The 14,852-nt window shown below is 72.8% G+C and carries 11 protein-coding genes; 5 read left to right on the forward strand and 6 right to left on the reverse strand.

All coding sequences use genetic code 11. The features are described 5' to 3' along the window. Window positions 1-21: 21 nt before the first annotated feature. On the reverse strand, window positions 22-1,113 hold the full coding sequence (locus tag ACIBHY_RS15865; protein ID WP_397242764.1) for a ring-opening amidohydrolase: 1,092 nt from the start codon (window positions 1,111-1,113) through the stop codon (window positions 22-24). Beyond that, window positions 1,114-2,028: a carbamate kinase gene (locus ACIBHY_RS15870; RefSeq protein ID WP_397307000.1), complete on the reverse strand. Its 915-nt coding sequence runs from the start codon at window positions 2,026-2,028 to the stop codon at window positions 1,114-1,116. It abuts the gene before it with no gap. Window positions 2,029-2,102: 74 nt separating this feature from the next. Between ACIBHY_RS15870 and ACIBHY_RS15875 the strand changes: the two genes are divergently transcribed. From ACIBHY_RS15875 to ACIBHY_RS15890, 4 genes are read left to right on the forward strand one after another with little or no spacing between them, the layout of a single operon-like run. Then, window positions 2,103-4,715 (forward strand): tetratricopeptide repeat protein, encoded by a 2,613-nt coding sequence (locus ACIBHY_RS15875; protein WP_397307001.1) that lies wholly within the window; start codon window positions 2,103-2,105, stop codon window positions 4,713-4,715. Then, the gene (locus ACIBHY_RS15880; RefSeq protein WP_397307002.1) at window positions 4,705-5,364 is read left to right on the forward strand and encodes an alpha/beta fold hydrolase; all 660 of its coding nucleotides are present in this window, start codon (window positions 4,705-4,707) and stop codon (window positions 5,362-5,364) included. Before ACIBHY_RS15875 ends, ACIBHY_RS15880 begins: the two co-directional genes overlap by 11 nt. Before the next feature lie 17 nt (window positions 5,365-5,381). After that, window positions 5,382-6,332, forward strand: coding sequence for a hydroxyacid dehydrogenase (locus ACIBHY_RS15885; protein ID WP_397242755.1), 951 nt, complete (start codon window positions 5,382-5,384; stop codon window positions 6,330-6,332). A gap of 45 nt (window positions 6,333-6,377) precedes the next feature. Next, window positions 6,378-7,460 carry an aromatic acid exporter family protein gene (locus ACIBHY_RS15890; RefSeq protein WP_397242753.1) on the forward strand — a complete coding sequence of 361 codons (1,083 nt, stop codon included), beginning with the start codon at window positions 6,378-6,380 and terminating at the stop codon, window positions 7,458-7,460. Here the strand turns inward: ACIBHY_RS15890 and ACIBHY_RS15895 are convergent. The 4 genes from ACIBHY_RS15895 to ACIBHY_RS15910 all read right to left on the reverse strand — a co-directional run bounded on the left by ACIBHY_RS15895 (window position 7,447) and on the right by ACIBHY_RS15910 (window position 13,803). After that, the gene (locus ACIBHY_RS15895; RefSeq protein WP_397307003.1) at window positions 7,447-8,676 is read right to left on the reverse strand and encodes a hypothetical protein; all 1,230 of its coding nucleotides are present in this window, start codon (window positions 8,674-8,676) and stop codon (window positions 7,447-7,449) included. The genes ACIBHY_RS15890 and ACIBHY_RS15895 overlap by 14 nt on opposite strands. Further along, window positions 8,673-12,488, reverse strand: coding sequence for a PQQ-binding-like beta-propeller repeat protein (locus ACIBHY_RS15900; protein WP_397307004.1), 3,816 nt, complete (start codon window positions 12,486-12,488; stop codon window positions 8,673-8,675). The genes ACIBHY_RS15895 and ACIBHY_RS15900 overlap by 4 nt, the downstream gene beginning before the upstream one ends. A gap of 230 nt (window positions 12,489-12,718) precedes the next feature. Further along, window positions 12,719-13,255 carry a carboxymuconolactone decarboxylase family protein gene (locus ACIBHY_RS15905; RefSeq protein WP_397242747.1) on the reverse strand — a complete coding sequence of 179 codons (537 nt, stop codon included), beginning with the start codon at window positions 13,253-13,255 and terminating at the stop codon, window positions 12,719-12,721. Beyond that, window positions 13,252-13,803: a peroxiredoxin gene (locus ACIBHY_RS15910; protein ID WP_397242745.1), complete on the reverse strand. Its 552-nt coding sequence runs from the start codon at window positions 13,801-13,803 to the stop codon at window positions 13,252-13,254. The genes ACIBHY_RS15905 and ACIBHY_RS15910 overlap by 4 nt, the downstream gene beginning before the upstream one ends. 117 nt (window positions 13,804-13,920) lie before the next feature. Between ACIBHY_RS15910 and ACIBHY_RS15915 the strand changes: the two genes are divergently transcribed. Next, a complete protein-coding gene (locus tag ACIBHY_RS15915; protein WP_379635007.1) occupies window positions 13,921-14,844 on the forward strand; it encodes a LysR substrate-binding domain-containing protein in 924 nt (307 codons plus the stop codon). Window positions 14,845-14,852: the final 8 nt, after the last annotated feature.

The following is a 14,852-nucleotide window of genomic DNA, read 5'->3' on the forward strand; positions in this document are numbered from 1 at the left end:
ACGTGGTGGGTACCGGGAAGATCAGCCCAGGTCGGCGATGGCGGCCACCGGGCCGCCGCCCGAGGGGCCCTGGTGCACCGCGGCCACCGAGACGAACACCGCCGGATCGCCCGTCACCGCCGCCGCCACACCGCCCACGGTCGCCTTGATCTGCCGGTGCCAGTGCACGTCGGAGTCGTCGAGCATGATGTTGCGCCGCCCGCGCACCCGGCCGGAAGGGTCGGCCTCGCACTTCATGAAGACGTTGACCAGCCGCTCGCCCAGGTCCGACGGATGCGGCCGCTCGGGCAGGTCGAGGCCGCTGTCGCGGATGGCCGCCCAGATGCCGTCGGCGTCGAGGGCGTCCTTCATGACGCTGTGCCCGATGCGGTAGCGCCCGCCGACGCCGCGTACGTTGCCCACGAGCACGATCTGCGCCCGGTCCAGCTCCACACCCGACGAGCAGGAGGCGACGCTGCTGTAGAGCGACAGGTCGCGGAAGATCTGCTCCTCCGAGGGCATCTCGATCTCGCCCAGCGCCACCGCGACGCCGAGGGCCGTGGTGGCGTTCGACAGGTCCATGGACGGGCCCGTCTCCTCGATCGCGGTGTCCTGGCCGCGGCTCTTGGCGTCGGTGATCGTGGCCAGCGTCAGCAGCGGCGTCTTGGTCTGCACGTAGTGGACGTCCGCCGGGTCGTCGATGCCGGCGATCTTCATGGCCTCGCGTACGCCCGCCGCGACCTTCTCCACCATGGCCGGGCGGCCGATGTCCTCGGGCAGGATCACCTCGCTCATGGCCACGCCCACCGACAGGCGCGGCTCGTCGGAGGCGGGCGCGGCCGCGGTCGTGGCGAAGATCGTGGCGTGCGGGCTCAGCACCCCGTCGGTGCCGCCCGACCACACCAGCGGCACCGAGTCCGGCGCCGGGTGCCCGTGCCTTTCCAGCACCTCGCGGAAGGCCCGGTCGGCCAGGATCCGGGTGTAGTCGTTCACGCCGCCGTTGCCCTCGGTCTTGCCGACCACCGCGAGCACCCGGGGCGCCTCGATCACCCCGTCCGCGATCAGCCGTTCGAGCCCGGAGGCGTCCGTCACGCTCTCGATCGGCACTTTGCGTACCTCGATCGGGTCCGGCATCTATTGCCCCTTCTCCACTTGTGTACCGACATCTCCGTCCAGGGCGGCGGCGATCTCGGGGAGCGAGGTGATGACCGCTCGTTCCCCGCCCGCCGCGACGAAGCGCAGCGCCGCCTCCACCTTCGGTCCCATGCTCCCCCCGGCGAAGTGCCCGGCGGCGTGCAGGACACGCAACTCCGGCACGGAAATCCGGCCGATCGGGCGCGGGTCGGGCCCGCCGTACCCGATCATGGCGTGGGGCACGTCCGTCGCGATGATCAGCACCTTCGCCCGTACGGCCCGCGCCAGCAGCGCCGCCGCCAGATCCTTGTCGATCACCGCCTCGACGCCGGTCAGGGCGCCGTCCGGCTGCCGTGCCACCGGCACTCCCCCGCCGCCCGCGGCCACGACCGTGAACCCGGCGTCCATGAGCGTGGTCACCGCGCCCGCGTCGAGGATCTCGAGCGGTTCCGGCGAGGCCACGACCCGGCGCCACCCCCGGGTGAAGCCGCGCCACGTCTGGCCGAGCTTCTCGAAGCGCCGCGCCTCGTCCTCGGTGAAGTAGCGGCCGATGGGCTTGACGGGCTCGGTGAAGCCCGGGTCGGCGGGGTCGACCAGCGTACGGGTGACGACGGTGGCGACGCGGGGGCCGAGCGCGTTCATGATCAGGGTGCCGATCGTGGCCTGGGTCTGCGCGCCGCACCAGTCCAGCGGCACGGGCGGCACCACGGCCGCGGCCAGCTGGTTCTTCAGCAGCAGGTTGCCCACCTGGGGACCGTTGCCGTGGGTGAGGATCACCCGGTGGCCGGCCTCCATCAGCGTGCGCACGTGCCGCATCGCCTCCTCGACCGCCGCGCGCTGGTGATCGGGCGCCGCGCTGCCGTCCGGGGCGGTCATGGCGTTGCCGCCGAGTGCGATGAGTAGCCGTTCCCCCACGCAGGCGACGCTAGCCGAGCGGCTCCTCACCGTTCATGGGCAATGTCTGCCGACGTCGTGATGAGATGTACGGCATGGCGGACACTCCTCGTTCGTTCCAGGACCTCGTACGCCGCCGCCAGAAAGCCGACTTCATCGGCAGAGACGGCGAACTCGCCCATTTCCGGGCGAACATCACCCGCCCGCCCGGAGAGCGCAGGCTGCTGTTCTCCATCCACGGCGCCGGTGGCGTGGGCAAGACCTCCCTGCTCGGCCGGTTGCGCGAGGTCGCCGCCGAACACGGCTGGCTGACCGCCGGGGCCGACGAGAGCTGTTACGACGCCGTGGAGGTCATGGCGGCGCTGGCCGTACAGCTGGAGGAGCAGGACGCGAAGCTCAGGCGCTTCACCCAGCAGCACGCCGCCCGGCGCAAGCGCGGGACCGAGGGCGAGCCGCCCGCCGCCGACGTGGCCGGCACCCTCACCAGGACCGCCACGGAGCTGACCACCGGCGTGGTGAACACGCTCGTCCCCGGGGCCGAGCTGATCACCAAGGCGGTCGACCCCGAGCGGGTCAACCAGCTGCGCCTGGCCACCGCCGACAAGCTGCGCGGCCGCCCGCCCACCGGCGAGCTCACCCCCGCCTTCCTGGAGGGCCTGCGCGAACTGCGCCGCCCGCTGGCGCTGTTCCTGGACGCCTACGAGGTCACGGACGCCTACCTGGACGACTGGCTGCGCGCCGTCTTCACCGGCCGGTACGGCGAGGCCCCCGCCGACCTGATCATCACCATCGCCGGACGCCGCCCGCTCGACCCGATCCGCTGGGACCCCTATTTGGGCGTCGTGGCCGAGATGCCGCTCATGCCGTTCACCGAGGTCGAGGTCAGGCAGTTCCTGGCGCAGCTCGACGTCGTGGACGAGCCGACCGTCGGGGCCATCTGCCACGAGAGCGGCGGCCTGCCCCTGGCCGTCGCCATGCTCAGCCGCCGGCACCGGCCCGGCGGGGAGTGTCCCGGCGCGGAGGCCGAGGCGCGCCTCGACCCGTCGAGCGGTCTGGTCGAACGCTTCCTGAAGTGGGAACGGGACCCGGCCAGGCGCGCCCTCGTCCTGGACGCCGCGCTGCCGCGCCGCCTGGATGAGGACATCGTGGCGGCGCTGACCGGCGAGAACGCCGCCGAGCTGTACACGTGGCTGCACGCCCAGGACTTCCTGACCCGCCAGGGCGGCACCTGCCGCTACCACGACACCGTGCGCCGCCCGATGATCGGCCTCAGCCGCAGCCGTTCCCCGCAGCGCTGGTCGGAGCTGCACGTCAAGCTGGCCGCCGTCTACCGCGAGCGGCGCACCGTGCCGATGGAGGAGGCGTGGGGCGACGAGCGGGCGGAGGGCTGGCTGCTGGAGGAGTGCTACCACCGCGCCTGCGCCGCCCCGGCCGCCGCGCTGCCCGGCCTGCTGACCGTGGGGGTGGCGGCGTGCGCGCACGGCGTTCCGCAGGCGCGCCGGTGGGCCGAGACCATCGCGGCCGCCGGGGTGGACGCCGACGCGGCCCGGCTGGCCGCGCTGGGGCGGGAACTGCGGGACAGCGTGCCGGAGGGCTGCGACCTGAGCGCCTTCGCCGACCTGCTGCTGCGCCGCCGGGAGCTGCCCGCCGAACAGCGCAAGCACGTCCACCGGCTACGCGGGCGCGAACACCGCTACGCGGGACGCTACGAGCAGGCCCTGGCCGACTACGACCGCGCGATCGAGCTCGACCCCGCCCACGCCAAGGCGCTGGCCGGACGGGCCGAGACCTTACGGCTCGCCCGCCGCCACGACGAGGCGCTGGCCTGCTTCGACCGGGCGCTGGAGCTCGCGCCGGAGAACCGGCTCGTCTCCCTCGGCAGGGCCTACACCCTGGAGTCCCTGGAGCGCCATGAAGAGGCCCGCCAGGCACTCGACCTGCTGATCGCGGCCGAGCCGCGCGACGCGGGCGCGCTGAAGGCGCGTGGCCGGTTCTACCTGCTGCGCGAGCGGCTGGAGGAAGCTCTGGCCGACCTCGACCTGGCCATCGAGCTCGACCCCTCCTCCTGCGCGGCGCTGACCCACCGGGCGTTCATCCACCTGACGCGCGAGCGTCGCGCGGACGCGCTGGCCGACCTCGGCCGGGCGCTGGCGCTGGTGCCCGACGACGTGCTCGCGCTGACCGTGCGGGGGCGGGCCCGCTGGCTCATGAACGATCCGGACGCCGCCCTGGCCGACCTGGACCGCGCGGTCGCGCTGGAGCCGGACGACGCCTGGGCCCTGGCCCACCGCGGCGTCGTCCACCAGGACCTCGGCCGCCACGCGGAGGCGGTCGCCGACCTGTCGCGGGCCGTGGAGTTCGAGCCGGGCAACGCCTGGGCCATCGCCTCGCGCGGCGACAGCCACGAGGCGCTCGGCCGGACCGAGGAGGCCCTGGCCGACCTCGACCGCGCCATCGAACTGGCCCCGCGCTACGCCTGGGCGCTGTGCAGGCGGGGCAGCATCCGGCTGAAGCGCGCGGAGTACGAGCGGGCCCTGGCCGACTTCTCCCGGGCGAGCGGCCTGGTGCCCCGCTACGAGGTGGCGCTGGCCGGGCGGAGCAGGGCGCTCACCCTGCTCGGCCGGTGGGAGGAGGCTCTGGAGGACCAGCGTCTGGCCATGGAGATCGTGCGGGAGCAGGCGTCGGTAGAGTCACCGCATGATGCGTGAGACCACGGCGAACGGGTTGACCATCGTCTATCGGGAGGAAGGCCCGGCCGACGCTCCCCTCATGGTGCTGCTCCACGGCAGGACCGCCAACCACAACGACTGGAACGGCATCATCCAGCACTTCGCCAGGCGTTACCACGTGCTGGCACCCGACCTGCGCGGGCATGGCGGCAGCGCGTACCCGGGCGGCTACGCGCTGCCGGACATGGCCGACGACGTCGCCGCTCTGCTCGACGGCCGCGGGGCCGTGATCGTGGGGCACTCTCTGGGCGCGATGGTCGCCTTCCACCTGGCGATGCGCCGTCCCGAGCTCGTGGAGCGCCTCGTGCTGGAGGATCCGGGCGCGCCCCTGCCCATGACCGGGCGGGCCGCGCTCGTCCGCGACGACTCCACCGGGTTCGACTGGGAGATGGTGTTCCAGACCGAGCGGCAGTTCGTGGACCCGGACCCGGCGTGGGCCGAGGGGCTCACCCGGCTGGCCGTGCCGGCGCTGGTGCTGTCGGGCGGGCCGAGCAGCCAGATCAGGGCGGAGCCCGTGGCCGAGCTCATTCCGGGCGCCGAGCTGGTCACGATCGACGTCGGCCACCTGATCCACCGGGACGCGCGCGCCGCCTTCCTGGAGGCCGTCGAGGAGTTCCTGGACGCCTGATCGTAGAGTGCTGAGGCATGCGGATCACGGTAAGCGCTTCCCCGGCCCTTCGGACCCAGTTCTTCCCCGACCTCGACCGGCTGCTCGCACTCGGCGACGTCCGGCTGGTGGACGACCACGCCGGCCTGCCCGCAGCGTTGCCCGGCACGCGGGTGCTGGTGACCAGCTGGGGGGCGCCCGCGCTCGGACGTGAGCTGCTCGACCTGGCCCCCGAGCTGCGGCTGCTGGCCCACACGGGCGCGACCGTGAAACCGTTCGTGACCGGCGAGTCGTGGGCCCGCGGCGTCCGGGTCACCCAGGCGGGCGCGGGTATGGCCAGGTCGGTGGCGGAGGCGTCGCTGGCGTTCACGCTGGCGTTGCTGTACCGGATCCAGCGCTTCGACCACGCGCTGCGCTCCGGCGCAGAATGGGCCGCCGCCTCCCAGGCGCCGCCCCGGCACGAGATCCTGGGCTGCCGGATCGGGGTGGTCGGCGCGTCGCGCACCGGCCGGGCCTACATCGAGCTGGTACGCGCCCTGGGCGCCGAGGTGGCGGTGCACGATCCGTACCACGAGGGCTCGGTCGGCCTGGACGAGCTGCTGTCCACGAGCCGGGTCGTGGCGCTGCACGCGCCGGTGCTGCCCGAGACCAGGCACATGATCGGCGCGCGCGAGCTGGCGTTGATGCCGGACGGCGCCATGCTGGTCAACACGGCGCGCTCGTGGCTGGTGGACCAGGAGGCGCTGCTGGCGGAGCTGCGTACCGGGCGGCTCGACGCGGCGCTCGACGTGTTCGACGAGGAGCCGCTGCCCACCGGCCATCCGTACCGGCGGCTGCCGAACGTCCTGCTCACCCCCCACCGGGCGGCCGGCACCGAGGAGTGCTACCGGCGGCTCGGCGACATCGTGATCGGCGAGATCGCCCGCTTCGCCGCGGACCGGCCGCTGGAACACGAGGTCACCGCGGAGATGCTGTCCAGAATGGGCTGATCAGGCGTGACCCTAATGTCACAAAGATCCGCGAAGGTAGGGAGAGTGGGTACGAAGCTCGGCGAGCACATGCGGGAACGGCTGCGCACGTTCGGGCTGATGGCTCCCTCGGTGGCGCAGTGCTCGGTCGGCGCGGCGCTGGCGTGGGTGATCGCCACCCAGCTCCTCGGCCACGCCCGCCCGTTCTTCGCGCCCATCGCCGTGCTCATCTGCGTCGGCGTCGGGCTCGGGCAGCGGCTGCGCCGGGTGATCGAACTGGTCGTCGGCGTCAGCCTCGGCGTCGGCGTGGGCGACCTGCTCGTCGCCTCGATCGGCTCGGGACCGTGGCAGATCGCGCTGGTCGTCGGCCTCGCCATGTCGGCGGCGGTGCTGCTCAACAGCGGCGCGCTGTTCGTCGCGCAGGCCGGTTCGTCGGCCGTGCTGGTCGCCACCCTGCTGCCGCCCGGCGACACCGGCGGCCTGGACCGCATGCTCGACGCGCTCACCGGCGGCGTCGTCGGCATCGCGGCCGTCGCGCTGCTGCCCGCCAGCCCCTTCGCCATCGCCGCCAAGCACGCCTCGGGAGTGCTCGACGCGCTGTCCACGGTGCTGGAGAAGTGCGCGGAGGCGATCGAGAAGCGGGACGCGGACCTGGCCGCGGAGGCGCTGGAGGAGGCGCGCGGCACCCAGGCGGTGATCGAGGAGTTCGAGCAGGCGCTGGAGACCAGCCGGGAGATCGCCACGATCTCGCCGCTGCACTGGCACCGCCGCGCCCGCCTGAGCCGCTACGAGAGCGCCGCGGTGCCCGTGGACCTCGCGCTGCGCAACTCCCGCGTGCTGGCCCGCCGCACGCTGGCCGCGCTCGGCGAGGCGTCGCCGCCGCCGACCACGCTGGCCACTTCGCTGCGCGAGGTCTCCGAGGCGGCCCTGCTCCTGCAACTGGAGCTCGGAGCGGGCCGCGAACCCCAGCTCGCCCGGCAGGCCCTGCTCGCCGTGGCCGCCCGCCAGCGTCCGGAACGGCTGGGCTTCTCCGCCGACGTGATACTCGCCCAGTTGCGTTCGATCGTGGTCGACCTGCTCCAGGCCACCGGCATCAGCAACGAGGAGGCCACGGCCGCGCTGCCCCCGCTGGACTTCACCCAGCCCTGACCAGCTCCACCGCGGCCAGGGCCGTGCTGCCCATCCCGCCGGCCAGCACCAGCAGCGCCGCGGCGAGGGGAAGGTGGCGGGTCCAGCGGTGCCTGGTCACGGCACCCAGAAGATCACTCCCACGCAGAACGGCCAGCCCGACCGCCGACAAGGTGAGCGCCATGCCCACGCCGAAGGCGGCGACCAGCACGAGCGCGACGAACGCCCGGCCGGACAGCAGGCCGGTCAGCAGCAGGAGAAAGGCCGACGGCGAGGGCAGCAGACCGCCGGAGACCCCCAGCGTGACCAGCCCGCGCCGGGTGAGCAGCGACCCCTCATGCCCGTGCCCATGACCGTGGCCGTGTCCATGACCATGACCATGACCGTGTCCATGACCGTGACCGTGGCCCTGGCCGCGCAGGTGGCGGTGCACCAGACCGCCGCCCACCGCCAGGACCGCCGCCGCCCCGGCCAGCTGCAGCCAGCGGGTCACCGCGCCCAGGTCGGGCGCGTTGTCCACGGCCAGCCACCACACCACCGCCAGGACCGCCACCGACACCGTGTGCATGAGCGCCACGACGCCGCCCAGCCGCACCGCGTCCATGGGCCGGGCCTGGCCGCCGAGCAGGTAACCGGCGGTCAGCGTCTTGCCGTGCCCGGGGGCGCAGGCGTGGGCCGCCCCCGCCACCAGGGCCACCAGCAGCGCCAGCGGCAGGAACCGGTCGATCAGCGACGGCAGGTCCGTGGTGAACGACGTGGAGGTGGTGGTGGCTGCGGTGCCGCTGAGCCGTACCGGATGGGCGGGCTCGTCGGCGGTGTGCAGCGCGCCCGAGCCCGACGGCGTGACCGACACCGTGCGGTAGGCGACGTTGAGGTCGTGCAGCAACGTCACGCTCACGCGCAGCTCGTCGGCCGCCCGCGGGCAGCGGAAACGCAGCACGGCGCCGGTCGTGGCCAGCGCCCCGGTGCGGACCTCGGTCACCGGGCAGTCCGCCGCGCCCTGCCGCACCGTGACCCCACGCCGGAAATATCCGTCGAGGGCGGGGACGGCCTTGGTCAGCGCGGCGATGTCGTCGGCCGCCGCCGACCAGGTGATCTCGACCGCCGGGCCGTCGGCGCGGATCTTCGCCACGGGCGGCGGGCCGAAGGGGTGTGCCCACCCCGGACCCGCCGCCCCCAGCAGGATCAGCGCCACCGCGCCCGCGACCGCGAGCAGGCGAGCCAATCCCTTGGTCATCTAGCCGCCAGCGCGTGCAACGACCCGTCGTCGGTCAGCGCGAACACCGTGTTCCCGCTCACCGACAGCGCCGAGGCGACCCCGCCGCCCAGGTCGTAGGCGGCCAGGTGCCGTCCCGTCGCCCGGTCCAGGGCCACGACCCGGCCGTCCCAGGTGCCGGCGTAGACCGTGGTCTCGGTGACCAGGGCGTGCGCCGCCGGCGAGCCGGGACCGTTGGCCTTGCACGAGGTGCCGGAACGCCACGGGTCCTCCATCGGGCTCTCGCCCGGCAGGTAGCCGGTGGGGGTCTCCCACAGCGTCTTGCCGGTCGCGCTGTCGTAGGCGCGGACCATGCCGTCCTGACTCGCGACATAGGCGAGGTCGCCCCAGGTCGCCGGGCTGGTCACGGGCGGCGGGCCGTACTCGCAGACCGCGGCCGTGCCCACCTTGGCGTGCCAGCGCACCGCGCCGTCGGCGCCGTGCCCGCGCGTGCCGGTGGCGGTCGTCGTCACCAGCCCGGACTCGCTGAACACCGGCGAGGACTGCGAGAAGATGTCGCCCCCGGTGTCCACGCTGGACAGCTGCTTGCACGTGGCCAGATCCATCGAGATCAGCGACTGGCTGGAGCCCGAGTGCAGCCACGCGGTGGTCGAGCCGGGCTTCCTGATCGCCGTGCTGTGGAACTCGCCCCACGCGACCGGCGCGTTGAAGCCGCCGGGCAGCCGCTCGCCGGTACGGGCGTCGCGGCAGCGCACCCCGTCCCACTCGTGGTAGACGGCGACCGCGCGGCCGCCGGGCAGGTCGAACACGCTGACCGGCCCGCCCGCACGGCCGTAACGCCGCACGGTGCCCTGCTTGACCTCTTCGGCGTCGATCGTCTCCCACGCCACCCTGCCGGTGCGCTCGTCCAGCGCGTAGACGCGCCCGACGCCGGTCGTCAGGTAGACCTTGCCGCCGTGCACGGTCGGGAAGGACTCGGCGTCGCCGTCGAGGTAGGTGCGCCACAGCTCGCGTCCGGTGCGCGCGTCGTAGGCCAGCATCATGCTGTACGGCGAGGCGAACGCCTGCGAGGCCACGATCACCCTGCCACCCGAGACGGCGGCCCCGTTGAGGTGGAACTGCTCACCCGTGTTCGCCGCCCACCGCAGATCCAGGGCGGCGCCCGGGTTGCCGGTGGAGGCCGAGCGGCCCTGCTCGTCGCCGCCCTGCCGCAGCCAGTCGCCCTTGGGCTCCGGCCGCGAGACACGGGAGTCCGGCCGCACCTCGAACGTGGTGCGCACCTTCGGGAACGGCTTGCCCTCGCTGTCCCTGACGGTCAGCTCGGCCGTGTACGAGCCCGGATGCAGGCCGGTGATCCGGTCACTGACCCGCGTCCACGACACGTGCGCCCGCGGACAGGACTCGCCCTTGTAGCAGTTGACGATGCCGCTCGGCCGGGTCTCCTCCCCGAAGCGCAGACGCTCCCGCTCCCAGACGGTCCTGCCGTTCTTGGCGCGGACGGTCAGCTCCGCCCTGGACGGGGTGCGGCCGTCGTCCTCGGCGTAGATCTCCAGCGGTACGCCCGCCTTCTTGCCGTGGACGCTGCCGGTCGCCGGGCTCACCAGCGAGACGTCGTCGTTGACGCCGAACTGGCGGTGCACGCCGGTGACGTAGCCCTTGTCCCTGCCGGTGATCGCACTGAAGTCGAGGATCTTGTAGTCGGGCCGGGCGGCGTCGATGCCGTACGTGCCCATGTTGTTGACCTCGACGGAACGGGCGAACGCGCCCCGCCGGTACTCGGCCTGCTGGTTGTGCCCGGCGGCGAACATCCGCACGTCGTACTTGGCCAGCTCGTCCACCGTCGGCTGCATCCCGGCGCCCGGACCCCAGCGGGTGAACAGCGACCGGTGCGCGAACACGAACACCTGCTTGCCCACCGCGTGCCTGCGCAGGTCCTCGCGCAGCCACTGCAGCTGCGGGGCCAGGCCGCGGGTGTCGTAGTTGTCCTCCAGCACGACGACGTGCCGTCCGTCGCGGTCGAAGCTGTACCACTCGGGGCCGACGTTGCGCCGCCAGAACTCCAGGCTGCCGCCGTACCCGACGGAGGTGGCGGTGCCACCCACGTCGTGGTTGCCGATCACCGGGTAGAACGGGTGCCCCAGCTTGCCGTCGCGCAGGCCGTTCCTGAGCAGGTCGTAGCCGCCCTGGCGGCGGGCGGCGTCGGCGTAGTCGGTGACGGTCAGGTCGCCGGTGGTGATGGTCAGCGTGGCGCCGTCCACCTCGGACATCGCCTTGACCTGGCCGGTCCAGCGCGGGGCCGCGTTCTGGTACTCCTCGTCGGTGCGGTTGCCCACCTCGACGTCGGAGACCATGAGCCACTTCTCCTTCGGGTCGGCCGCCGCCTTGGTGGGCACCAGGGCGAAGTCGACGCCGGTCTGCCTGTCCAGCTGGCGGAAGAAGCGCGGGATGTAGTCCTCGCGCAGCACCGGCTGGTAGCCGTCGGGGGAGACGACGTAGACCATGTCGGTCTCGCGGCGGTTGCGGTCGACCTGGATGCTGTAGGTGCCGTCCGCCGCGGTCGTCGCCCAGGTGGCGCCGTCGGTCACGGACACGCGGGGGAAGCCCGCTTCGCCGCGGTCCTTGGCGCCGTTGCCGTTCCCGTCCTTGAACACCGTGCCGGTGACGGTGACGATGTCGGCGCTCGCCCCGGCCAGCGTGAACGTCGCCGGGTCGCTCAGCGACTCGTAGCCGTCGTTGAACATGAGGTAGGCGGTCCAGGAGCCCTCACCGAGCGCGGTGGTGGGGATCGAGACCGTGCCGGAACCCTGCGGCGCCCGCACCCACACGCGCGAGGCCACGACGCCCGGCTTCTCGCCAGGTCCGTAGACGCCGATCCAGTTCAGGGCGTTCACCCTGTCCGTGGAGTAGCTGAAGGTCACCGGCTGACCGGCCTTGGGGTCGGTCGTGGTCATCTTGAGCGTCCCGGCCGCCGCGTCCGCGCCGTCCGGGCTCGGGCTTGGGCTCGGCGTGGGCGTGGCCTGCGCGGTGCCTTCCGGCGCCGCCGTCTCCCCGTCGGGCGTCTCCCCGGCCGTCGTCTCCCCGTCGGGCGTCTCCCCGGCCGTCGTCTCGGCAGCGGGCGGCTCGGCGGCGCGCGTCTCGGCGGCGGGCCGGTTGGCGGCGGGCTCGGGGCTCGCGGCGATGGCCGCCTGCGGGGCGAGGACCGCGACGCTCACGGCGAGCGCGATCGCCGCCCTGCTCCGCCACGTCCGCCGTCCGGTGCCCGCCGTGGCTCCCCGTCCGGTGGCCGCCGTGGCGCCCCTTCCGGTACGGCGCAGCGGTACCACCACCAGGAGCGCCAGCATCGCCAAAGCGGCCAGCACGCCCACGACGACCGGCCACACCGCGCGGACCGGAGCGTGCGCGCCGGTCACGTCGATCACCGGCGCGGCGGCGTTCACGTTGGCCGCCGTGCCGTCGAACTCGGCGATCACCTCGGTGAACCCGCCCCGGTCCAGCAGGGGCGCCAGGTCAAGCGTGTCCACCGCGCACGACCAGGCCAGCTCGACCACCACTCCCCCGGGCACCCCGCCGCCGTCACCCGAGACGCCGTGGGCGCTGACCGGGCAGGGCGTGGGGAGCAGCGCGGAGGCCCACGCGCCCGCGCCTTCCGGGCTGACGACGTCGCGGTGGACGATCAGCCGTCCGCTGGTCACCCCTTCCGAGGTGGCCACGACGAGTTCCGCGTGCTGCCGGGTCAGGTGCGCGGAGGCCGGGCCTGCGCACAGCGCCACCCCTGCCGCGACCGCCAAGAGCAGCACGATGGCTTGCCACAATGACGTTAATTGTCTAGACATGTTCGGCAGCGTAGGGAGCGTCCCCTCTGGCGGAGAAGAGGCATTATCCAACCGCCCTGGATAATTCACCGCGCTCCCACCGGACGTTCATCTCGCGGGTGAGGCGACGATCCGGCACGCTCCCCGGTGCGAGAAGGTGTTCCTGCGGGAACGCCGAAGCCCAGGACCGTCCCACGGTCAAGCGAGAACGGGACGCCCGTCGCGGACGTCCCGTTCGTGAAGCGGGGAGGTCAGACGGCGACCAGCGCCGCCTCGGCCTCAAGCGTCGCGGCGACGGCGGCCACCACCGCGGCCACGCGCAGAGCCTCCTGGATCTGCTCGCGGGGCAGGCCGGAGCCGCGCAGCACCTGCTCGTGCGACTCCAGGCAGCGGCCGCAGCCGTTGATCGCGGACACGGCCAGGCACCACAGCTCGAAGTCGGCCTGGTCCACGCCCGGGTTGCCGATGACGGTCATCCGGAGCTTGGCAGGCAGCGTGCCGTAGGTCTCGTCACCGATGAGGTGCGTGGCCCGGTAGTACACGTTGTTCATCGCCATGATGGAGGCGGCGGCCTTGGCGGCCGTGAACGCCTCCTCCGGCAGGTTCCGCGCGGCCTCTTCCGAGACCTCGGCGATGACCCGGCCGGACCGGGCGGCCAGCGCGCACGCCAGCATCGCCCCCCACAGCTGCTGGTCGGTCAGCGACGAGGTGGTCGTGACCGAGCCCAGGTTGAGCTTGATGTCCTTGGCGTAGGCCGGCAGGGCTTCCTTCAGCGCGGCGATACTCATGCGCCCAGCAGCGCCTTGGCGTCGAGGCCCCGCTCGCCCTTGTTCCAGTTGCACGGGCACAGCTCGTCGGACTGCAGCGCGTCCAGGACCCGCAGGACCTCCTTGACGTTGCGGCCGACCGAGCCCGCGGTCACCATCGTGAACTGGATCTCGTTGTTCGGGTCCACGATGAAGGTGGCGCGCTGGGCGACGCCGTCGGAGCCGAGGATGCCGAGGTCGGCGGAGAGCTCGCGCCTGATGTCGCTCAGCATCGGGAACGGCAGGTCGCGAAGGTCCTCGTGGTCCTTGCGCCAGGCGTGGTGCACGAACTCGGAGTCCACGGACACGCCCAGGACCTGGGCGTCACGGTCGGCGAACTCCTCGTTGAGCCGGCCGAACTCGGCGATCTCGGTCGGGCAGACGAAGGTGAAGTCCTTCGGCCAGAAGAACACCACGCGCCACTTGCCCTCGTAGGTCTTGTGGTTGATCTCCGCGAACGCCTTCTCGGGGTCGAGGTCGACGCAGGCGGTGAGTTCGTACTCGGGGAAGTGGTCACCGACGGTGAGCAAGTGCGTGTCTCCTTGGATGAAGGTGAAGGTCAGGGGCCCTAGCGTCCCGCACGTAACATTGATCTGAGAAATCGCTCAGTCAGACCAATCTGAGAGGTGTTCCCTATCAGTGAGCCCATGCCGACCCTGGCTCAGCTGCGCGCGTTCCTGGCCGTGGCCGAGCATCTCCACTTCAGGGAGGCGGCCAGCACGCTTCGGATCAGCCAACCCGCTTTGTCCGGAAATATCGCCGCTTTGGAGGAGGTTTTGGACCAGCAGCTGGTAGAGCGGACCACCCGCAAGGTGCTGCTCACCCCCGCCGGAGAACGCCTGACCGGGCACGCGCGGCGCGTCCTGGCCGCCGTCGACGACCTCATGGGCGAGGTGGCCCAGAACCGCGAACCCTTCCGCGGGCCCGCCCACCTCGGCGTCATCCCGACCGTCGCGCCGTACGTGCTGCCCGCGCTGCTGCCGATGTTCGCCAGGCGCTTCCCCCACCTCAAGCTCACCGTGCACGAGGCCAGGACCGAGACGATCCTGGAAGAGGTACGCGAGGGGCGGCTCGACATGGTGCTGCTCGCGTTGCCCACCGAGGTGAACGGGCTGGTCGAGGAGCCGCTTTACGACGAGGACTTCCTGCTGGCCGTACCGGAGGATCATCCGCTCGCCGCGAGCGAGGAGCCGCTCGGCCGCGCGGCGCTGAAGGGCCTCGACATCGTGCTGCTCAACCAGGGCCACTGCCTGCGCGAGCAGGCCATAGACGTCTGCAGGGAGGTCGGCGCGCGCGCCACCGCCACCACCTACGCCACCAGCCTGCCCACACTCGTGCAGCTCGTCGCGGGCGGGCTCGGCGTGACGCTGCTGCCCGAGTCGGCCGTGCCCGTGGAGACGGGCAAGAGGGTACGGCTGGCGCTGCGCCGCTTCGCCGCCCCGGCGCCGGGCCGCACGATCGGCCTGGCCTACCGGGGATCGTCGGCACGGGCGGCGGAGTACGCGCAGCTCGCCAAGGCGGTCAGGAGCGCGGTGAGGCAGCGCCGGCTACCCGTCAAGATCGTCACCTGACCCGCGGG

It is taken from the genome of Nonomuraea sp. NPDC050547 (assembly GCF_044457345.1).
Classification (GTDB): domain Bacteria; phylum Actinomycetota; class Actinomycetes; order Streptosporangiales; family Streptosporangiaceae; genus Nonomuraea.

Excerpts from the sequence above, each read along its gene's own strand:
- ACIBHY_RS15865 (WP_397242764.1), bottom strand. The coding sequence starts at position 1,113 with ATGCCGGACCCGATCGAGGTACGCAAAGTGCCGATCGAGAGCGTGACG.
- ACIBHY_RS15875 (WP_397307001.1), top strand. The coding sequence starts at position 2,103 with ATGGCGGACACTCCTCGTTCGTTCCAGGACCTCGTACGCCGCCGCCAG.
- ACIBHY_RS15880 (WP_397307002.1), top strand. The coding sequence starts at position 4,705 with ATGATGCGTGAGACCACGGCGAACGGGTTGACCATCGTCTATCGGGAG.
- ACIBHY_RS15885 (WP_397242755.1), top strand. The coding sequence starts at position 5,382 with ATGCGGATCACGGTAAGCGCTTCCCCGGCCCTTCGGACCCAGTTCTTC.
- ACIBHY_RS15895 (WP_397307003.1), bottom strand. The coding sequence starts at position 8,676 with ATGACCAAGGGATTGGCTCGCCTGCTCGCGGTCGCGGGCGCGGTGGCG.
- ACIBHY_RS15900 (WP_397307004.1), bottom strand. The coding sequence starts at position 12,488 with ATGTCTAGACAATTAACGTCATTGTGGCAAGCCATCGTGCTGCTCTTG.
- ACIBHY_RS15905 (WP_397242747.1), bottom strand. The coding sequence starts at position 13,255 with ATGAGTATCGCCGCGCTGAAGGAAGCCCTGCCGGCCTACGCCAAGGAC.
- ACIBHY_RS15915 (WP_379635007.1), top strand. The coding sequence starts at position 13,921 with ATGCCGACCCTGGCTCAGCTGCGCGCGTTCCTGGCCGTGGCCGAGCAT.